The following is a 17,757-nucleotide window of genomic DNA, read 5'->3' as shown; positions in this document are numbered from 1 at the left end:
GGCCGCCGACTTCCTTCAGATTCCGTCTCGCGATGGACACCCTTGTCTTAAGCTATGCACTTGGCACTATTAACCCGTGCTAGGGACTTTCACCCATTAGATTGCGCCCATGCCGGGCGCACAATACTTGTCAAATTTTTGATTGGGTTATTCCCATTAACATATACAAGGCAGTCTCCTTTTGCCTGTTTAATAAAAAAAACTTATCTGCATTAAATATAAAATATATTACTGTACATACTAAAATAAATCCACATGAAAGACTTGCTACACTCGCTGCCTGAAATCTTTCACTAATTGCAGTAAATGCATCATTGTTTTCTATGGCTAAAAAGTTATATAGTGTTGCAACAGATACAATTGTAATAAGCAAATAAAGTTCATATACCTTTATATTATCCTTAAAAAGCTTCAATGACAGTTTAAATGAGTTCATCACTATCTCCTCCCATCATCGCTATCATATTAAGAATTTTTTTAAACATCTCACTTTTATCTCCATTGCTATCTAACTCACCACTTATACTCCCATCCTTCAAAAACATCACTCTATCTGAATAGCTTGAAGCCCTAGCATCATGAGTTACCATTATAATTGTAGTATTACAACTTTTATTTATATTTACAAAGCATTCAAGAAGTTCTATAGCTGATTTAGAATCTAAAGCACCCGTTGGTTCATCAGCAAAAATCACCTTTGGAGCTGTAATTAATGCTCTACAAATTGCTGCTCTTTGCTTTTGGCCCCCTGATAATTGATAAGGATATTTATCTAGATGTTTTTCTATACCTAAGAGCTTTGTTAGTTTATTAATCTTTTCTAATATTATCTCTACCTTTTCATTGTTTAGTGTTAAAGGCAATGCAATATTATCTCTTATTGTCATATTGTCTAACAAATTAAAATCTTGAAAAACAAAACCTATTACGTCTCTCCTAAACCTAGCTAATTCATTTTCTTTTAGACTGTTCACATCCTTACCATCAATTAAAATCTCTCCTGAAGTTGCTTTGTCTATTGTCGACATGACATTTAGCAAGGTAGTTTTCCCTGAACCTGAAGGTCCCATTATGCTAATAAATTCACCTTCATTAAATTCTAAATCTACCTCCCTTAATACTTTATGCTTATTAGTTAAGCTTCCATATTCTTTAACTAATTTTGATACCGCTACAATTTTATTCATATTATCACCTTCTTCTATAGTATAATTTATACCTGATTACTCCTCCACCTATCAAGGTTACAAATTAGGTTTTAATGTGACATTGGTGTAACATTATAGTAATCTGCTAACTTGTAAAAACTTAGAATAAATTCAGTGTACTCCCCTTCTTCACTTTCTACCTTCAAATCTATATTTAAATTATTACACATCTTTTTTGCATAATATAAACCAATACCAGTTGATTTAGTTCTTGTCCTTCCATTTTTTCCAGTGAATCCTTTATTAAATACTCTTTTTATATCTTCTTTGGGAATACCAATTCCATTATCTTTAATATTTAAATAATAAGCCTTGCTATCCTCTTTATTGGAAATATGTAGCTGTCCATTTTTATTAGTGTATTTACTACTATTATTAATTATTTGAGAAAGAATATAGTGAATCCATTTTCTATCACTTACTATGCTAAACCCTTCCACCTCTAATATTATTTCAATGTTTTTGTTCATGAAAAATCCTGCATTTTCTTTTATTGCCTTTCTAATTTCATCCCCTACTGCTACTTGTTCACTTTTTACATCTAAATTATAATTATTTGCCCTTGTAACATATAGCACTTGATTTACACTAAACTCCATTTGTTTGATTTTAAATATTATCTTTTGCGACTCATCCTCTTCCAAGTCTTCTAACAATAGGTAAGTAACACCAATATTAATTTTAATATCATGTACCCATTTTGTAATATATTCCTCAAAATCATTTATACTGTTTTTTAGAATTTCTTCCTCTTTTAGATGTTTTATACTCTGTTTTTTTAAAATATTTGAAAATACATTCAAATGAAAATCATTTATTTTATTATCTAATTCCTCATTGCACTTTAAAATATTACTGTATTTATTTTTTTCTTTTATAAATCCATATGTAAAAGCTATAAACACAGTTAATAAAATAAGTATGTCCATGTACATAATGTCTTTAAAACTCTTATTTATACACTAAATTTTATACCTTCTGGAGTATTTGCAGAACCTGAAATCCATATATGATTTTCAGGAAGCTCTATTTTCAAATCTGTACCCAATGAATTTTTATAGTGCATATATTTAAACTCATTGGAATTTAAAAAGTCTGAATTTATTTTTAAACTCTTTATGTGTTTATTCCAAGAAACGACAGGGTCACTTTCTTCATCTATATTCGTAACTTTAAATACAGCCTGCCAGAGTTTTTCTATAGCTTCATCTTCTGAAATGTTTGGAAACACTTTTTTAGCTCAAACCTTTGTAGGAAATGATGCAATACACCAAGAGTTTTTACCAGACATTTTTCTACTTGTAAATTCACTCAGCGCAGAACCTATTACTTTACTTGCTTTTGATATTCGTTCAGGATTAATATCCTTCATAAGTTCTGGGTCTGTAGTATCAATAGCTAAAAAGGCCGCACCTTCTCGTGCATAGGATAAATAAAATTTTTTCCGCCATTCTGGAAATTTTTCAAATGCCTCTTCTGGTGCATATAAAAACTTGATTTTAGAAAGCAATTGATCCGACCATTCAACGACTACATCCTTAGCCCCTTCTTCATATGCAATTTTTGTGATACTTCTTGTAAATGACGCACATTCTATAGGTGAAGTTATTACAAGTGTTTGATTTTTTTGAATATTTACTCCGGACTTTACAATAAGACGAGCATATTTTTCTAGTAAGTTGTTGTCCATATCAAGACTCCTTTTATAATAATTATTAGTTAAACGATATTTTAATTCCAATGAAAAATTAGAATCCATTTTCCACTAACCACTTCATAATGCTTTCTTCTCTTTCCTTAATATTGTCATGCTGCGCATCGTATTTACGCATTTTCTTCTGTGCAACAATATTTCCATCTACCATATACAATATTCTTTCCGATTTTGCTGCCACCTTTACATCGTGAGTAACTAGCATTATGGTTGTACCTTTTTTATTTATCTCTGCAAGAATTGACATAATTTCTGTTGCCGATTTGGAATCTAATGCTCCGGTTGGTTCGTCTCCAAATATGATATCTGGATCATTTATAAGTGATCTACAGATACCGGCTCTCTGTAGCTGTCCACCAGATGCTTGTGTGATATTATTATCTGCAAGCTTTTCAATTCCTGTCATTTTAAGTAGCTTTTTTGCTTTTTGATATACAGCATTTTTATCCGCATCTTTTGATACAAAGGCCGGAAACATAACATTGTCAATCAACGACAGATTCTTTAAAAGATTAATATCCTGAAAGATAAATCCCATATTATCAAGCCTAATCTTCGCCAGTTCTTCTTCCTTTAGTCCAACCATTTCAGTGCCTTTAAATTTTACACTACCAGAAGTAATTCTATCCATACTGCTTACATTATATAGCAGTGTTGATTTTCCGCTTCCTGATGGCCCCATAACCGATACGAATTCACCTTTTTCTATCGTAAGATTTACATCCTTTAAAATATGAAGCTCATTATTTTTTCCTAATTCTACTTTTTTGTTAATATTTATTGCCTCTAATATATTGCTCATATATACTCCTCCAATTCCCAATATTTAAATAAAAGTCTATATCCTCAGATACGCCCCGCTGACCGTCCCTTTTTCAGTAGTTCTAACTTCTTAAAACTACAGATATATCATCTTTTACAGTTACTGTGCAACACACAGATATAGTAAATCCAACTACTGTAATTAGCGCTAACGGACATAGCAGAAATGTCTGCCATGCAATAACAACAAATTGAATTTTTGCAGCTCCTAAAGAGGACATTGCCATACTTACAAGAAACTCCCCTAAATAATTAGAAGCCAGCACCCCAAGTATGATTCCGAGTATCAGTACCATAAAAGTTCCTGCCATATACTGATGTTTAATATTTTTAGAAGTTAATCCCACACTTCGCATGATTGCAATCTGGGACATATCCTTTGACAATAACATCTTAAGGAATAATGCAGTTATAAGTACAACAATTATTAGTGAAATTGCGATTGCGCCTATAACAATGGTACTCATCTGATCAATCATATTTCCAAGAGTCTGCTTAGTATAATCTTTGATATCATTTACCTGCGCAGAATCATATGTATTCTGATAGTGATCCATTTTGCGACGTATATCAACACCGGTCGCCACATCCATGCTCGCAATATACCAAAGAACGGCGTCTTCATTCAAACCAAGGCTGGTATCCGCCTTTGCGGTTTTACCACCATTTGTAATATCTTGATAAATACCACATACTTTCAAAGTCTTTTCTATCCCGGAAGCCATTACTATTACTTCATCTCCAACTTTCTTATTTAAATCTCCTGAAGCATTTGCATAGGAAAGTGAGATTTCCCCTTCACCCTTTGGTGCTCTTCCATTTAGATAACTTAATGGAAATAAGTCGAATTTCCCGGTTTCAATATAAATATAGTCCCATGAACCTTCTGTATTTTTAATCTGGTATGCACATGTGATGTAGGCCGCATACTTTTCAATATCTGAATCATTCTTCAGCTCTTCTTGCAGCCTTTTAAAATCTGCTGTAATCGTATCTGTCTTTCGAAGATCGATTCTCATGTCGGATTTTCCCATTCCCATGTATGTGGAAAATTCTGATGAATTCATGGTGTTATATATGTTTAATGGAACAATTATAATAAACGTACATACTACAAAAATAATAATCAGTAACCTGTATAATTTAAAATGCTTCCATACATCCCGAGTTCCCATGTAAATATTGGTGCTTAAAAACTTGTTCTTAAGCAGTGAAAAACTATATTTCCGATTTCTCCCATGCTCCATGATATCGGTTCGCAAAGCCTCCACCGCAGAAATCTTATCAATTTTTTTCAGTACTTTCTTGCAATACATCATAATCATGAGGTATACAAATAATGGAGCTATAAGAGATAACACATATTTTAGATTTCCTGATAAATCTGAAGATATATAAAGTCTCATATTAGAGTTAAACAGATTTACCACTACAAAGGAAAGCGCATAGCCTAATATACCGGCTATCACTGACATAAATCTGTATTTGTTAAGATACACCTTATTTATATTCTTTTTGGATATTCCCATTGCTTTCATAACACCGATTTCTCTTAAATCTTCATCAATCGTTGCCAGAAACGTAAGTCTGATACTTAATGCCGCTATAATAATCAGCAGAATACTGATAAGTATAATTACCATGGCTACTATCGCATCTGACATGGCATTAAAAATCATAAATAGCTTTCCTGTGACCGTAGGACCGTTTTTCGGAAGACCTGCTTCTATGTATGCAGTCTGTACAGCCTGTGAATCCCCATTTTCATTTATTTTAAATTCGATAAGATATTCCAATTCCCCTGCTTGCTTTTCAAGCATTTCATCATAGTCCAACTGACTAATAACAATCCGTTTAGAAGAAGTAAGGGGAGAGTTCATCTCAAAATCTCTTGCATAATCTGAAATGACAAACACTTTTTGATACCCTTCACTTTTCACCGTAATGGTATCACCTATTTTTAATTTATACTCTTCCATGAAATAGATGGGAACCGCAACTTTACCATCCTTCACGTCTAGCTTTTCATTGTCCAGATCCAATATAAAATCAAATTTATTATTCTGCACAACAAATGAAATATCCTGTACCGTTCCAGCCATGGTTTCATCTTCGCCAAAATGGATATTCATTCCATCAAAATTCTGAAGAAACATCGTTTCTTGCATCGCTATATTGGCACTTTGCTGCTCTGTGAAATTATCAATTTCTGCCTGTACATATTTTCCGGAATGCATCTGAGCAATGTCAGCTGGAACTGCACGTTCCTGTAGCTGTGACATCGACTGAATCAGATTTGCAATGATATTTGTTGCACTAGCTCCCAAGATAACTGCCATGGTTATAAATACAGACACTGCTACAGTTATGACTTTCTTCCTTTTGAAATCATTCTTTACAATTTTAAAAAACATTATCTTTTCTCCTTCCTACTTCATGCCTTTACTTCGAAAGCTCTCATCATTCAAATAATTGTTCTGTCTCTAAACTAACTTTTGCTCCCTTCTGCGAATCCATTTCACGAATACTCTTTGATTTAGATACAATTAGTGCAGTAATTACGAGACCTAGTCCGGCAAGAATTATTAAGAATCCAATTCCTCTTGTTTCACCAGTTCCTATAATCTTTCCAACAGTATTCGCCAGTACACCGCCGTCAATCAGTGCCGGATTAAATACATAATCTGAAAGAACACCTGCCAAAGCATAAGCAATTACAAATCCCAGCTGTGAAATCAAAGAAATAAGTCCCCATACTCTACCTTGTTTATCATTATCTATTGATTTTCTTATGAGAACATCAATACATGTAGTTGCATATGGTAGGCTCGCAAAGAATAAAAATCCAGAAATAATAATAACAGGAATGCTTGTCGTTGCACCAAATCCTATCATAGCGATACCAGACATAATAAAGCTTGCCACCATTACATTTACATAATTTCTCTTTAATATTCCATTTCCAATCATTATACTAGACACCATCATACCGCAGGCAACTATTGTCTGCAGAATCCCTGTTGTTTTCTCACTAGCAAAGGATAAGATCATCGGTTTTGACAGTACCTGAATAAATCCCATATAAAACATTAAAACGGAAACAAGTATAACTAACAGCATGACTCCTTTGGCCTTACAAATAATTTGCCATCCTTCTTTTAAGTCCTTGAAAAAGTTCATTTTTTTCTTAACTCGAGACTTTACCGCAAGCGATCTACTTACGGAAAAGATTGCTAAAACAGTTACAACAAAAGTCAGAATATCAATGGTAAGTATCATTTTTATGCCGGAAACTGCCAAAATCAAACCACCAATAATAGGTGAAATCAAAAACTTGGAAGAGGATGCAATCGACATCATTCCACTTGCTTTTGCATAGTCATCCTCTGTCAGTAAATCTGTAATTGTTGCTTTATATGCTGGATCTAACAACGCTACAAATGCGGAACTAAATCCAACACAAAGACAAATTTGCCATACCTGAATATGTCCTTTGTTCATAAGCACCAGCATAACAATAAGACCAAATGATGATACAATATCTCCCAGTAACATGAGTAGTCTTCTATCAAATCGGTCTGCAAGAACCCCCGCAGCCGGACATAATAAAATCTGTGGCAGAAGTGCTGCCATTTCCACCATTGCGACATCTACTGCTGAATGTGTTAGCTGCCAAACATACACTCCAAGACCAAATGCTGTCATTCCAGAACCGATATTAGATATCAGTTCTCCCAGCCAGATAATTAGGAATTTTTTGAATCCCTCTTCTTTTTTTATTTCATTCATTATTAGATTCTCCCCCCCTAGGATTTTCAAGAATTATTCATTGCTGCCTTTATTTCCGCTGTCAAACATCTGCATAACGTTCATAAAACTTCCGCTTTCGGCACCAAGTAGCCTTTCTGCGTTGAAAACAAACGCCTGCATGCGTGAAGCATTCTCCCCCCTGGTCATTTTAACCATATCATCATCAAAAACAGTATTCGTATATACCATAATCATTTCCATACATTCATAGGGGTACGGTGTGCTGAACAGTCCCTGCTCAATTCCCTCGCGTATTATTCCCGTCAGTATCGGCGTAACTCCTTTGATTATGACCTTTTGTATTTTCACATGCATAAGCGCGTTCTGTGGTTTGTGAATTTGATCTTTAATTTCCTTGCCGTTTCCAGCACTTATGTTCAGTGCCATTACAACGCGGATAATGCGCTCATTTACAGGTATACTCTTGTCTGCAGCAATATCATGCGCCGCGCCTAAAACACGAACGTTATACCGCTCAATCAGCGCATCCAAAATATTCTCCTTAGACTTGAAGTGATAATACAGCGTTCCCCGCGCAATTCCGACTTTTTCGAGAATATTGTTTGTACTTGTGCCGTCGAAGCCCTTCTGACCGAAAAGATTATCGGCTGCGTCAAGTATTTCGTTTCTGCGTTCTTCAGCTTCTTTTACTATCCTCATTTTTATTTCTCCTTATAGTGTACTGACTGACTGTCTGTCTGTCTAGTAATATAATGTCATATTTGTTTTAGGTTGTCAAGAGGGTGTACTAAATTTCTTCAAAAACTTAAAAAAGCCTACTCTATGGGGTATTTTTATATTGAAAAATGAAAAAGGTAAGTTTACAAGATTAATATTTAAAGAACATGGTTTTGATTTAGATATCATTGGAATAAAACGTATTAACTCATCAGCAAAGCGATGGCGAAATAAATCCAAACCTTTTTTAAATATGACACCACAGAATTCTGCCAGTCTAGCTTTTATATTTTTCCATTTCTTTGATACCTTTTTGTCGTTCTCATCTTCAAGTGTTACAAGGGCTTTTAATTCCTGCTCTATGGTAATATCAATATATACCATTGTTGTCTGTAACTGCTCCTGTAATTCTAGTTAATGCTACAGTTAAAACTCCAAATCCTTTACCAACCCATGCTTTTTTAGGTATAACCATTTTCATATCTTTAGCGCCAGCTTAAATATATCAAACACTACTAGTAAATCATCAAATGATTGGAAATAAAAAACAAGAATACCTATTTAGGCAGGTAAGTCCTGCACTGTAAGTATAAGGATAAAGCCCCATATAATAATGAGGCTGCCTCATCCAGGTAAGTAAGTATAAAATCTTGGTGCAACAATAAACATTTTATAACACCCAATGCTATAGTATAGTCTGTAATAATCTTTGTTTTTTTTCATCCACAACGTAACGCGTTTTGTTAACTACATGTGCTTTAGATTGATTGTAATATGTAAAAAAACATATAAAAAGGCAAATAATGTTGACACGCTATAAAAATATGTTATTATTGATTTAAAGGATTACGTAATGTAATTCATTATAAAAATATCGACGAACAGAATAAAAACATTGAAAAATATATACGCGAAAAGGGGAAAATGGCCTATACTACAGAACTTCAAATCGCAATAATTGTTGATGGCAGCGAGATTACATTATTGGGAAATGCAAAAGCTTATCAAGTATTAATTTGAAAGTAAATACTATATTAATGAGCGTTATAGTGCAAATTTAAGGGGGAGAATTAGTGACGACATTTTATTTGATAAGACATGGAGAAGCAACTTATAAACCAATAGACGAAAGGAAATTTATTGGGCAAGGGAGAGATTTAGCACCCTTAACCCAAAAGGGCATTAAGCAAATAAAAGAAACGGCAAAAGACATGAGACTTATGGAGAGTAATATTATTATTTCCTCACCATATACTAGAGCACTTCAGAGTTCAGCTATTTTATCTAAAGAGTTAGGAATAAATATAGAAGTTGAACTTGATTTACATGAATGGATCCCTGATATAATAAACTTCCAACATAAAACTTCCGAAGATTGTTTTTCTTTAAATAGAGACTTTGATTTACATAATGGAATTTATCCCAAAGGTGAGATGAAGGTATGGGAGACTCATGAAAATATGAAAAAAAGAATGGATATTGTATTAGAAAAGTATTTGAATTACAACAAAGTAATTGTAGTATGTCATGAAATGGTAATAAACACAATAAAAAGCCAAAAAAATATCTTTAATGGCGAAATCATTGAATATTACAGATAATCAAGCAATATAAATTATTGTGCAACTATTACAAATAATATATTTCAATTTTATTATTTGTAATTTGATGAATAGCTCTAGTATTTTACTGCGAATTAAATAATTTTTAGGAGGAATAACATATGGATATTACTTTTTATAACAATGATAAAACTGTTTTTAATTATAGGACTTGTGGAGTTATTACTGATGGTAAAAGAATATTATTACATAGGAGGAAAAATGATGATTTCTGGGCACTTGTTGGTGGTAGAGTACAAATGCTAGAGTCATCAGAATGCGCTATAAACCGAGAATTTAAAGAAGAATTAGGAGAGAACATTGAAATTAATAGGTTACTTTGGATAGTAGAGAATTTTTTTAAATTTGAAGATAAAAATTATCATGAAATTTCAACAATTTATTTTATTAACCTTCAAAAGGATTCATGGATAATAAATCAAGAAACTTCTTTTAATGGATTAGAAGGTGAAATGCTTATATACAAATGGTTTGATTTTGATGAACTGAATAATTTAAATGTAAAACCAAGTTTTTTAAAAGAAAAACTATTATGCTTACCTAATAGCCCAAATCACATAATACATACAGAATATTAATTATCCTAATTCACATTCTTCATATATTGCCATCAACAAGAGTTAGCAAGTAAAAACTAGTCACTACGTTCCAGTTTTTACAATGGGACCAAGCTCTCCGCCTAAAAAATGTAAATCTTGCTATATTAAAAAAAGGGAAGACCAAATTACCTTTTGATATCTTCTGAAAGAATATTTTCCTGCTTTAAAAGTAACAATAAAAATTTCTCGAAATGCTTATTAAATTTACATTTTTTTACTTTGGACCTGACCCCATAGCATGGCCATCAACCTAACAGGCCCATTAAATGTAAATAGTATAAGTTTTTAACTATATACCTGTATATAAATAGAACATAAAAAAACAGAATATTTATTTTCATTAAAGAGTGTATTTTAACTTAATTATGGTATAAAATGCACCTTTTGTTTTTTGAATTATTGCTAAATAATATATAATTAGTGTATATATAACTTTTATTCAATTATATATAAAACAGACTGAAAGGATGTTATTTACGATGAACAGAAAAAAAATAAAACAAATGATTTTCAATTTAGAAAAGGTGTACAACCTTAATAGGATTGAAAAGTTAGCTAAAAAACATAGGTTAATATTAGGAAAGGTAAAATTTCTGCTAAATCTTTTCTAAACCTATGCACCTTTCTAGGTGAAGACCTATGCTCCTCTTCCTTATCTGATTTGTGTGCCAAATTAGAAGCTAATGAGAAAATATCAATATCTCCTCAAGCATTAAGTAAAAGATTTAATAAGAAATCCGTGAATTTTTTCAAAAAAACATTACATGATATATTAAATTTTCAAAATGAGGGAAGGCAAGGATGTCATGGCTCTTATGCCATATCTCAGTACATATATGGGGCATTCTGAACTAGATAGCACTTTTTATTATATACACCTTATTCCCGACAGACTTTTAAAATCGGCTGGGATTGACTGGCATCAGTTTGATGGCATTTATGGGAAGGTGCCAGCGAATGAAGATTAAAGATCCTGAACTTTTTCGATTAATAAAGGAATTCCTTACTGTATATCTACCTAAAATACGGCAAAAAAGTATTAATACAGTAGATTCTTATCGGTATGCCATTAACCTTTATCTAACATACATACAGGAATCTAAAGAAAAAAAGTTAAAAGATATAGAAACTATTGATTTTCGCCAGAATGATATCCTAGGATTTATGGAATGGCTAAGGTTCATGCTAACTCTCGCATTGGTATTTTCATATAAATAATATAATTCAAATCTATCTATAAGTCAAATCAAATTAATTCTTTACATGCTTTATTAGCCTAATACCAGAATAGTTCCTACTAATTAAAGTAACCTTTGTATAGCATCAATATAATCATTCTAATGAATAGATTTTCATATATTTTTCATCTTTTCTAATTATAGAATACTATTCTGAAAAGCATCCTATACCTCTTATAGCTATAAACTCTAATCAATCATCACTTAAAATTTAAAGTGTAGTCAAAAACAAACGTTATTATTTACATAAATAGACATCGTAATTCTTAAGTAAACGAAGGTATCACCGTTACACGCAAAACTTTAATTTGGCATTATATATGACTTATGTACAAATAGTTTTATACTTATTTTTATTATATATAGGAAACATTTTACCCCTTTTCTGTTATAATTAGAGATATATTTGCATAAGAGGGTGATATTATAAAAACTGAAGTGTTTGGAAATAAATTGGTAAAGGATTTTAAAACTACACAAATTGAAATTGATGAACTTTTAATTGGAAATGTGTACGATATAGTAGCGGAATTTGCAGATAAGAAAGGTCAAGAACACTATAATTTGATCAAAGAGCTATGTGATACCTTAAAAACAACAATATCTAAAATGACCACATTTGAAAGCTTTAACATTAACATGATAGACTACGATACAAAACTAATTACTTTGAATGCCAAAATAGTAGAACAAGATAAATATTTCAATATATCCGGAGGTTTTAATGGCGAAGTTGCGACAATTGCAGCCGATTTAACAAAAGACAAAATGGTTTACTTACTTTCTATTATCGATGTGTCAAAAGAATTAGGTTTAAGTAAAACTACAAATATTCTTAATTTTAAAATTAAACTATTATTTGATAGAATAAAATATATTATAAATGATGCTATTGATGGAACGACCTCTACATATGAAGAAGAAGCTGAAAATTTAATTTCACCAATAAGAGTAATAGTAGCTGAAAAAGTTGCTTTATATGATAGTTTTATCATAAAAGAGCCTTTAGACGTCGCCATCAAGACACGTAATAAAAAAATACTTGATTATAAAGAAATTGATAGGATTATAAAAACTAGTGGCTTTAAAACAGTAAGGCAAAAGGGTTCACATAAGATATATTGTAATTTTGAAGGTGAATCTATCACAGTTCCCCAACATTCTTTAGGGAAGGGCTTAAGTAATAAAATTCAAAAACAAATACTTCAAAAAAAATAGGGGTATATGTAACAACGGAACCAAAACGGCTAAATTTTATATGCTTTATAATCAATAGATTTAACTGCTACATTTTGGTTGAATACAGTGAATACATTTTTCAAATTTGTCTATACTTTTAATACCGATCCTTTTTTTATAATAACTAAAGAAAACAATGCTGCACTGTGGTCCCCCTAAGTGCTGCATTGTTATTTTTATGTATAAGATATAATCTTAAATTTATAAAAATATTACGTTCTGGTTATACTAGATATAAATAGGAGGTGTTATAAATGGCTATAGCCTATAAAACAGTTATTTCCTTCGGACTTGTTGCTATTCCAATATCAATGTATACTGCTACCCAAGACAATGACATACATTTTAACCAACTACACAAAGAAGATAATTCTAGAATAAAATATAAAAAAACTTGTGCTCACTGTGGCAAAGAAATTATAACAAAGGACCTTATCAAAGGATATGAATACGACAAAGACCATTATGTTGTTGTAACAGATGATGACCTAGAAAAAATTAAAACTGAAAAAGAAAAATCCATACAAATAATGCACTTTGCACAACTAAATCAAATATCCCCAATTTATTATGATAAAACATATCAAGCTACTCCTCTAGCTGGTGGAGATAAAGCTTTTGAACTTTTACGTGCAGCGCTTATGTCCGAGCAAAAGATTGCAATAGGCAAGACAGTAATGGGAACAAAAGAAACGTTACTTGCTATAATTCCAAGAGATGACGGAATATTGATCTCTACTATGTACTATGAAGCTGAAATTAAAGACCTTGCGAAATCTTATAATAAACCTGAAATAATAGATGCTGAACTTACGATGGCAAAGGCATTAATTAATTCAATGATCACTCCTTTTGAGCCTGCTAAATATAAGGATGAATATCAGGTAAAATTACGAGACTTGCTTGAAACAAAAATAGCTGGTAAGGACATAGTCGCCTCTAAGTCTGAAGCTACAAGTAATATCATTAATCTTATGGATGCATTAAAGGCGAGCATTGAGCAAAATAAAACTAAAGATACTGCAAAGCCTAAACGCAAAAGAACTCCAAAAGGTGCATAATGGATTTATTTGAAAATAAAAATATTAAACCTATGTTAATAGGTGAAATGAATGAAGTGTTTGATAGCCACGATTATATCTACGAATTAAAGCTCGATGGTCATAGGTGCATAGCTTATCTGGATAAGAACTCCACAGATTTACGAAATAAGAGAGATGTTAAAATGCTTGCAAAATTTCCAGAACTCTTAAATATAAACAAACAAATAAAACATCGTTGCATTTTAGATGGTGAGTTAATTGTTATCAAAGATGGCAAGCCAGACTTTTCTGGAATTCAGAGGCGATCTGTATTGTCCAACTCTTTTAAAATTCAACTTTCATCATCTAAATTGCCAGCTAGCTTTACAGCATTTTACATTTTATACTATGATGATCGCGAAGTTAAAGATTTACCGTGGGTGCAGCGTAGAAAGTTGCTTGAAAAAAATATTAAAGAGAACGAACGCATTGCTATCTCCAGATATATAGAAGAACGAGGAATTGAATTTTATGAACTTGCAAAGCAAAACGAATTAGAAGGCATAGTAGCCAAGAGAAAAGATAGTAAATATTACTTAGACAAACGCACGAAGGACTGGATTAAAATTAAAAACCTACAGGACGATGACTTTGTAGTATGTGGATATATTCTTAAGGGTGTCGGTATCATAAGCATTGTCCTTGGTCAATATTCAAACAAAGAATTGCTGTACAAAGGTCATGTAACGCTGGGAATATCGACAGGAGACTTTCAATTAATAAAATCCACGCCCGAAATAAACACACACTCTTTTAATGATTTACCCTCAGGAAACAATAATGTGGTGTGGATAGAACCTAGCCTTGTATGTATTGTAAAATACATGATGAAAACAGCAAACGGTTCCTTGCGTCAACCCATATTTAAAGGTTTAAGGGCAGATAAATCGCCAAAGGATTGTATTGTAAAGTAACCCCATACTATTCGTATAGGGTTATCTTTATACCCGTTCTGTCATATATCAGGTAGTTATAGTACATTAGATCTTAAATAATATCCACCTGCAAGTACCTAACTCATATTTGAGCTCATATAGCCTCTCCACTCCACTAATTACACTCTGGCATTTATACACTAACATATTGTTACCTGCTAGCTTTTCTTTATCTACGCAAATAACTCTATCTATTCTAACAACAGAATTAGTTTCATCTTCATTAGTAATTTTGAACCTTACGGGATTTATATTCCCCTTTGTATCAGTCCAAGAAACCATTTCGATAGGTCTTGCTACAACTTTCATGATACAACCCCCTACGGTTTATAAGTAATGGCTAATATATTATCTTTTTTGAAGTGCCTAACATGATGCCTTAAATAGCAGTATGCTTCAACGTCTTTATCCATTAACTTCATTATTCTTATATCCCTCTGTGTTATCTCTTTTCCTCTTTGGTACATTATAGTTACAATTTTATGATTTAGTAATGAATTCTTTAGCATATATTCGTCCATAATTACCACCTCTAATATTATTATATAGAACATATGTTCTATTGTAAAGTAAAAAAATAAACCTTGGTAGGCTTACTTTTAAATTATATAATTAGTATCTTATCATATAAATATTACTTAATTACCACGATTATTGTGTCCGCCTATTTTTTAAGTACAACTTCAAAGTTGTACTTATGTCGAGGATCCTGGGTTTATTGTGTAAGATGCCCTACATTTTGACTACAACACACCATTATATGAGTTGAAGATAGTTCTTTTTTGATTTTATATATGTAATTCTTCAACATCTTCATTTACCTCATTTTCTGATTCAAGCCTAATCTCTATATTTTTTATTAATAATTTAGGTACACTTTTATTGCATATTCCATTTAAAATTTTTAATATTTCACCATCAAACTCTTTATCTTTTCCCTTCAATAATATCTTTTTTCTTTTTTAAGCATTTCATTAGCCGAAGCTCTTACCACTTCTTTTAATTTTCTATTATCTAATACTTCGTTTTTACTATCATAAATACCATGTTTCTCAAGAAATTCATTATCAAAACTTATTACTGAATAATATGCTCGATTAGAGCCTTCGATATGTTTGAATTGAGCCACCGTAACGCAAAAATTTGAGCCACATTCACGCAAGATGATCTATATATGCATTTTTTGTCAATAATGAATTTATACACTATTTAAAGTGTAAATAAATTCATAGGGAGGTCATATTATTATGACCAAATATCGTGAAATACTCAGGCTGCACAGCCAAGGTATTAACCAACGTAGTATTGCTTTGAGTTGCGAATGTTCTCGCAACACAGTTTCAAGTACTTAAAACGTGCGGAAGCATGTGAAATTGAATGGCCGTTACCGAAAGGTATGGCAGATGATGAATTAATCAAACACCTCTTTCCAGAACGTATCCTCTATTCTTCTCGAAAGCTTCCAGATTGTGACCTTATCCACAAAGAGATGGCTAAAAGTGGTGTAACACTTAGCTTACTTTGGAATGAATATTGTGAAAAGTGTAGATTGAGCAATGAAATCCCATTCATGTATACTCAATTTTGTAAGTATTATCGTAATTATGCTACATGCCACCATGCACATTGACCGCAAGCCAGGTGAACAATTAGAAGTTGATTGGGCTGGTCAAACATCTCCTATTATTGATAGAAGCACCTGTGAGGTAATTAATGCTTATATTTTTGTAGCCGCCTTATCATCTAGCAAATATACCTATGTGGAAACTTTTTTATCTCAAAATCAAGAATGTTGGATTACTGCACATATTAATACATATAATTTTTTCGGTGGAGTTACAAGAATTCTTATTCCTGATAATTTAAAAACTGGAGTAAATAGAGTGTCTTGATATACACCTGTCATAAATAAAACTTACCATGAAATGTCTGAACACTACGGAACAGCTGTGATTCCAGCACGGATTAGAAAACCAAAAGATAAACCTAGTGCCGAAGGTACTGTAGGTATTATCTCTACTTGGATTATTGCAGCACTAAGACATCAAAAGTTTTTTTCACTTACTTACATTAAACATAAAGTAGATGTACGTATTACACGCAATGTAATAGAGATCTTTTATAATAATAACCGTATATGTTCACGCCCTAAATTACACGGTAGAGAAGGCCAATATAATACTGTAGAAGATCATATGCCTGAAGATCATAAAAAGAATTAATCTATTGCCATTATTAATTTTTCTATTTCTACTTGAGAAGATTTGTTCAATTTACTTAATAAATCTTCTTTTACTTCTTTAAGAGCTCCACTGTCAGTATTAATATTTTCAACTATCTTAATTACTTCATCCTTTTGCAAGTTCTTGATTCCTTTTAAAAACTGTTCTTCCTCAAATGTTAACTTCAAATAAATCACTTCCTTATTCTTAAAAGTTTATTTTACTACCTAATGAAGTTGCTAATCATTTGCACCTTTAATTATAATAAAAGCCATTGTAGAACTTATAAATACTTTTTTTGCATTTGCACTTCCTTGTTGACCACCTATAAATAGCATTTCGTATCCTCCAAATAAAAGTGCTAATGCATAACATACTACCGCTGGTATTTGTAACCAAGTTATAAAGCTTGTAATTCCAGTAACTAACTGTTCCATTTTTTTATCCTCCCTTAAATATTAGGTAGTGTAAATTTTTTCACACTACATTTTTGTTTTTCCTTATATATATCAAGGTTTACAGAGTTTTTTAGATGCAAAAAACAATGACCCCCTAATCACGTGTTATAATTGAGTATCTAACCTCACA

General features: G+C 32.0%; 21 protein-coding genes and 1 pseudogene. 7 read left to right on the top strand and 15 right to left on the bottom strand.

Annotated features, from left to right (window positions below):
• Nucleotides 1-130 precede the first annotated feature (130 nt).
• From ACREVU_RS06575 to ACREVU_RS06535, 9 genes and pseudogenes are all read right to left on the bottom strand, one after another.
• Nucleotides 131-436, bottom strand: coding sequence for a hypothetical protein (locus ACREVU_RS06575; protein ID WP_431550821.1), 306 nt, complete (start codon nt 434-436; stop codon nt 131-133).
• Nucleotides 423-1,187: an ABC transporter ATP-binding protein gene (locus ACREVU_RS06570; protein WP_431550820.1), complete on the bottom strand. Its 765-nt coding sequence runs from the start codon at nt 1,185-1,187 to the stop codon at nt 423-425. Before ACREVU_RS06570 ends, ACREVU_RS06575 begins: the two co-directional genes overlap by 14 nt.
• Before the next feature lie 71 nt (nt 1,188-1,258).
• On the bottom strand, nt 1,259-2,137 hold the full coding sequence (locus ACREVU_RS06565; protein WP_431550819.1) for an ATP-binding protein: 879 nt from the start codon (nt 2,135-2,137) through the stop codon (nt 1,259-1,261).
• A 26-nt stretch (nt 2,138-2,163) separates the two neighbouring features.
• Nucleotides 2,164-2,898, bottom strand: a pseudogene (locus ACREVU_RS06560) (aminopeptidase).
• 58 nt (nt 2,899-2,956) lie between these two features.
• Nucleotides 2,957-3,724 (bottom strand): ABC transporter ATP-binding protein, encoded by a 768-nt coding sequence (locus tag ACREVU_RS06555; RefSeq protein WP_431550818.1) that lies wholly within the window; start codon nt 3,722-3,724, stop codon nt 2,957-2,959.
• An 82-nt stretch (nt 3,725-3,806) separates the two neighbouring features.
• Nucleotides 3,807-6,158, bottom strand: coding sequence for an ABC transporter permease (locus ACREVU_RS06550; protein WP_431550817.1), 2,352 nt, complete (start codon nt 6,156-6,158; stop codon nt 3,807-3,809).
• 46 nt (nt 6,159-6,204) lie between these two features.
• Complete coding sequence (locus ACREVU_RS06545; protein WP_431550816.1) at nt 6,205-7,533, bottom strand: MFS transporter; 1,329 nt, start codon at nt 7,531-7,533, stop codon at nt 6,205-6,207.
• Nucleotides 7,534-7,566: 33 nt separating this feature from the next.
• On the bottom strand, nt 7,567-8,214 hold the full coding sequence (locus ACREVU_RS06540) for a TetR/AcrR family transcriptional regulator (protein WP_431550815.1): 648 nt from the start codon (nt 8,212-8,214) through the stop codon (nt 7,567-7,569).
• A gap of 75 nt (nt 8,215-8,289) precedes the next feature.
• Nucleotides 8,290-8,616 (bottom strand): hypothetical protein, encoded by a 327-nt coding sequence (locus tag ACREVU_RS06535; protein WP_431550814.1) that lies wholly within the window; start codon nt 8,614-8,616, stop codon nt 8,290-8,292.
• Between the two features lie 689 nt (nt 8,617-9,305).
• Here ACREVU_RS06535 and ACREVU_RS06530 point away from each other — a divergent pair.
• From ACREVU_RS06530 to ACREVU_RS06510, 5 genes are all read left to right on the top strand, one after another.
• Nucleotides 9,306-9,833, top strand: a complete 528-nt coding sequence (locus ACREVU_RS06530) for a histidine phosphatase family protein (protein ID WP_431550813.1) — start codon at nt 9,306-9,308, stop codon at nt 9,831-9,833.
• 122 nt (nt 9,834-9,955) lie between these two features.
• Nucleotides 9,956-10,432, top strand: coding sequence for an NUDIX hydrolase (locus ACREVU_RS06525; RefSeq protein ID WP_431550812.1), 477 nt, complete (start codon nt 9,956-9,958; stop codon nt 10,430-10,432).
• A gap of 1,697 nt (nt 10,433-12,129) precedes the next feature.
• On the top strand, nt 12,130-12,909 hold the full coding sequence (locus ACREVU_RS06520; protein ID WP_431550811.1) for a type II toxin-antitoxin system HicA family toxin: 780 nt from the start codon (nt 12,130-12,132) through the stop codon (nt 12,907-12,909).
• 275 nt (nt 12,910-13,184) lie between these two features.
• A complete protein-coding gene (gene ku, locus ACREVU_RS06515) occupies nt 13,185-13,991 on the top strand; it encodes a non-homologous end joining protein Ku (RefSeq protein ID WP_431550810.1) in 807 nt (268 codons plus the stop codon).
• Nucleotides 13,991-14,926 carry an ATP-dependent DNA ligase gene (locus ACREVU_RS06510; protein WP_431550809.1) on the top strand — a complete coding sequence of 312 codons (936 nt, stop codon included), beginning with the start codon at nt 13,991-13,993 and terminating at the stop codon, nt 14,924-14,926. The genes ku and ACREVU_RS06510 overlap by 1 nt, the downstream gene beginning before the upstream one ends.
• A 66-nt stretch (nt 14,927-14,992) precedes the next feature.
• Here ACREVU_RS06510 and ACREVU_RS06505 read toward each other — a convergent pair whose 3' ends face one another.
• The 4 genes from ACREVU_RS06505 to mobL form a co-directional block, all read right to left on the bottom strand.
• Nucleotides 14,993-15,256: a hypothetical protein gene (locus ACREVU_RS06505; protein WP_431550808.1), complete on the bottom strand. Its 264-nt coding sequence runs from the start codon at nt 15,254-15,256 to the stop codon at nt 14,993-14,995.
• An 11-nt stretch (nt 15,257-15,267) separates the two neighbouring features.
• The gene (locus tag ACREVU_RS06500; RefSeq protein ID WP_431550807.1) at nt 15,268-15,468 is read right to left on the bottom strand and encodes a hypothetical protein; all 201 of its coding nucleotides are present in this window, start codon (nt 15,466-15,468) and stop codon (nt 15,268-15,270) included.
• Between the two features lie 267 nt (nt 15,469-15,735).
• Nucleotides 15,736-15,891 carry a hypothetical protein gene (locus ACREVU_RS06495; RefSeq protein WP_431550806.1) on the bottom strand — a complete coding sequence of 52 codons (156 nt, stop codon included), beginning with the start codon at nt 15,889-15,891 and terminating at the stop codon, nt 15,736-15,738.
• Nucleotides 15,888-16,076 carry a relaxase MobL gene (mobL, locus tag ACREVU_RS06490; RefSeq protein WP_431550805.1) on the bottom strand — a complete coding sequence of 63 codons (189 nt, stop codon included), beginning with the start codon at nt 16,074-16,076 and terminating at the stop codon, nt 15,888-15,890. The genes ACREVU_RS06495 and mobL overlap by 4 nt, the downstream gene beginning before the upstream one ends.
• 490 nt (nt 16,077-16,566) lie before the next feature.
• Between mobL and ACREVU_RS06485 the strand changes: the two genes are divergently transcribed.
• The gene (locus ACREVU_RS06485; RefSeq protein ID WP_431550804.1) at nt 16,567-16,839 is read left to right on the top strand and encodes a hypothetical protein; all 273 of its coding nucleotides are present in this window, start codon (nt 16,567-16,569) and stop codon (nt 16,837-16,839) included.
• Nucleotides 16,840-16,872: 33 nt separating this feature from the next.
• Nucleotides 16,873-17,169 (top strand): hypothetical protein, encoded by a 297-nt coding sequence (locus tag ACREVU_RS06480; protein WP_431550803.1) that lies wholly within the window; start codon nt 16,873-16,875, stop codon nt 17,167-17,169.
• Here the strand turns inward: ACREVU_RS06480 and ACREVU_RS06475 are convergent.
• Both ACREVU_RS06475 and ACREVU_RS06470 read right to left on the bottom strand, forming a co-directional pair.
• Nucleotides 17,166-17,357: a hypothetical protein gene (locus tag ACREVU_RS06475; RefSeq protein ID WP_431550802.1), complete on the bottom strand. Its 192-nt coding sequence runs from the start codon at nt 17,355-17,357 to the stop codon at nt 17,166-17,168. The genes ACREVU_RS06480 and ACREVU_RS06475 overlap by 4 nt on opposite strands.
• A gap of 51 nt (nt 17,358-17,408) precedes the next feature.
• Entirely contained in the window at nt 17,409-17,606 is a 198-nt protein-coding gene (locus ACREVU_RS06470; protein WP_431550801.1) for a hypothetical protein, read from the bottom strand.
• Nucleotides 17,607-17,757 lie beyond the last annotated feature (151 nt).

The sequence above is a fragment of the Clostridium sp. genome, assembly GCF_050717535.1.
Classification (GTDB): Bacteria; Bacillota; Clostridia; order Clostridiales; family Clostridiaceae; genus Clostridium_AD.
This window is presented reverse-complemented; position numbering and strand designations above follow the sequence as displayed.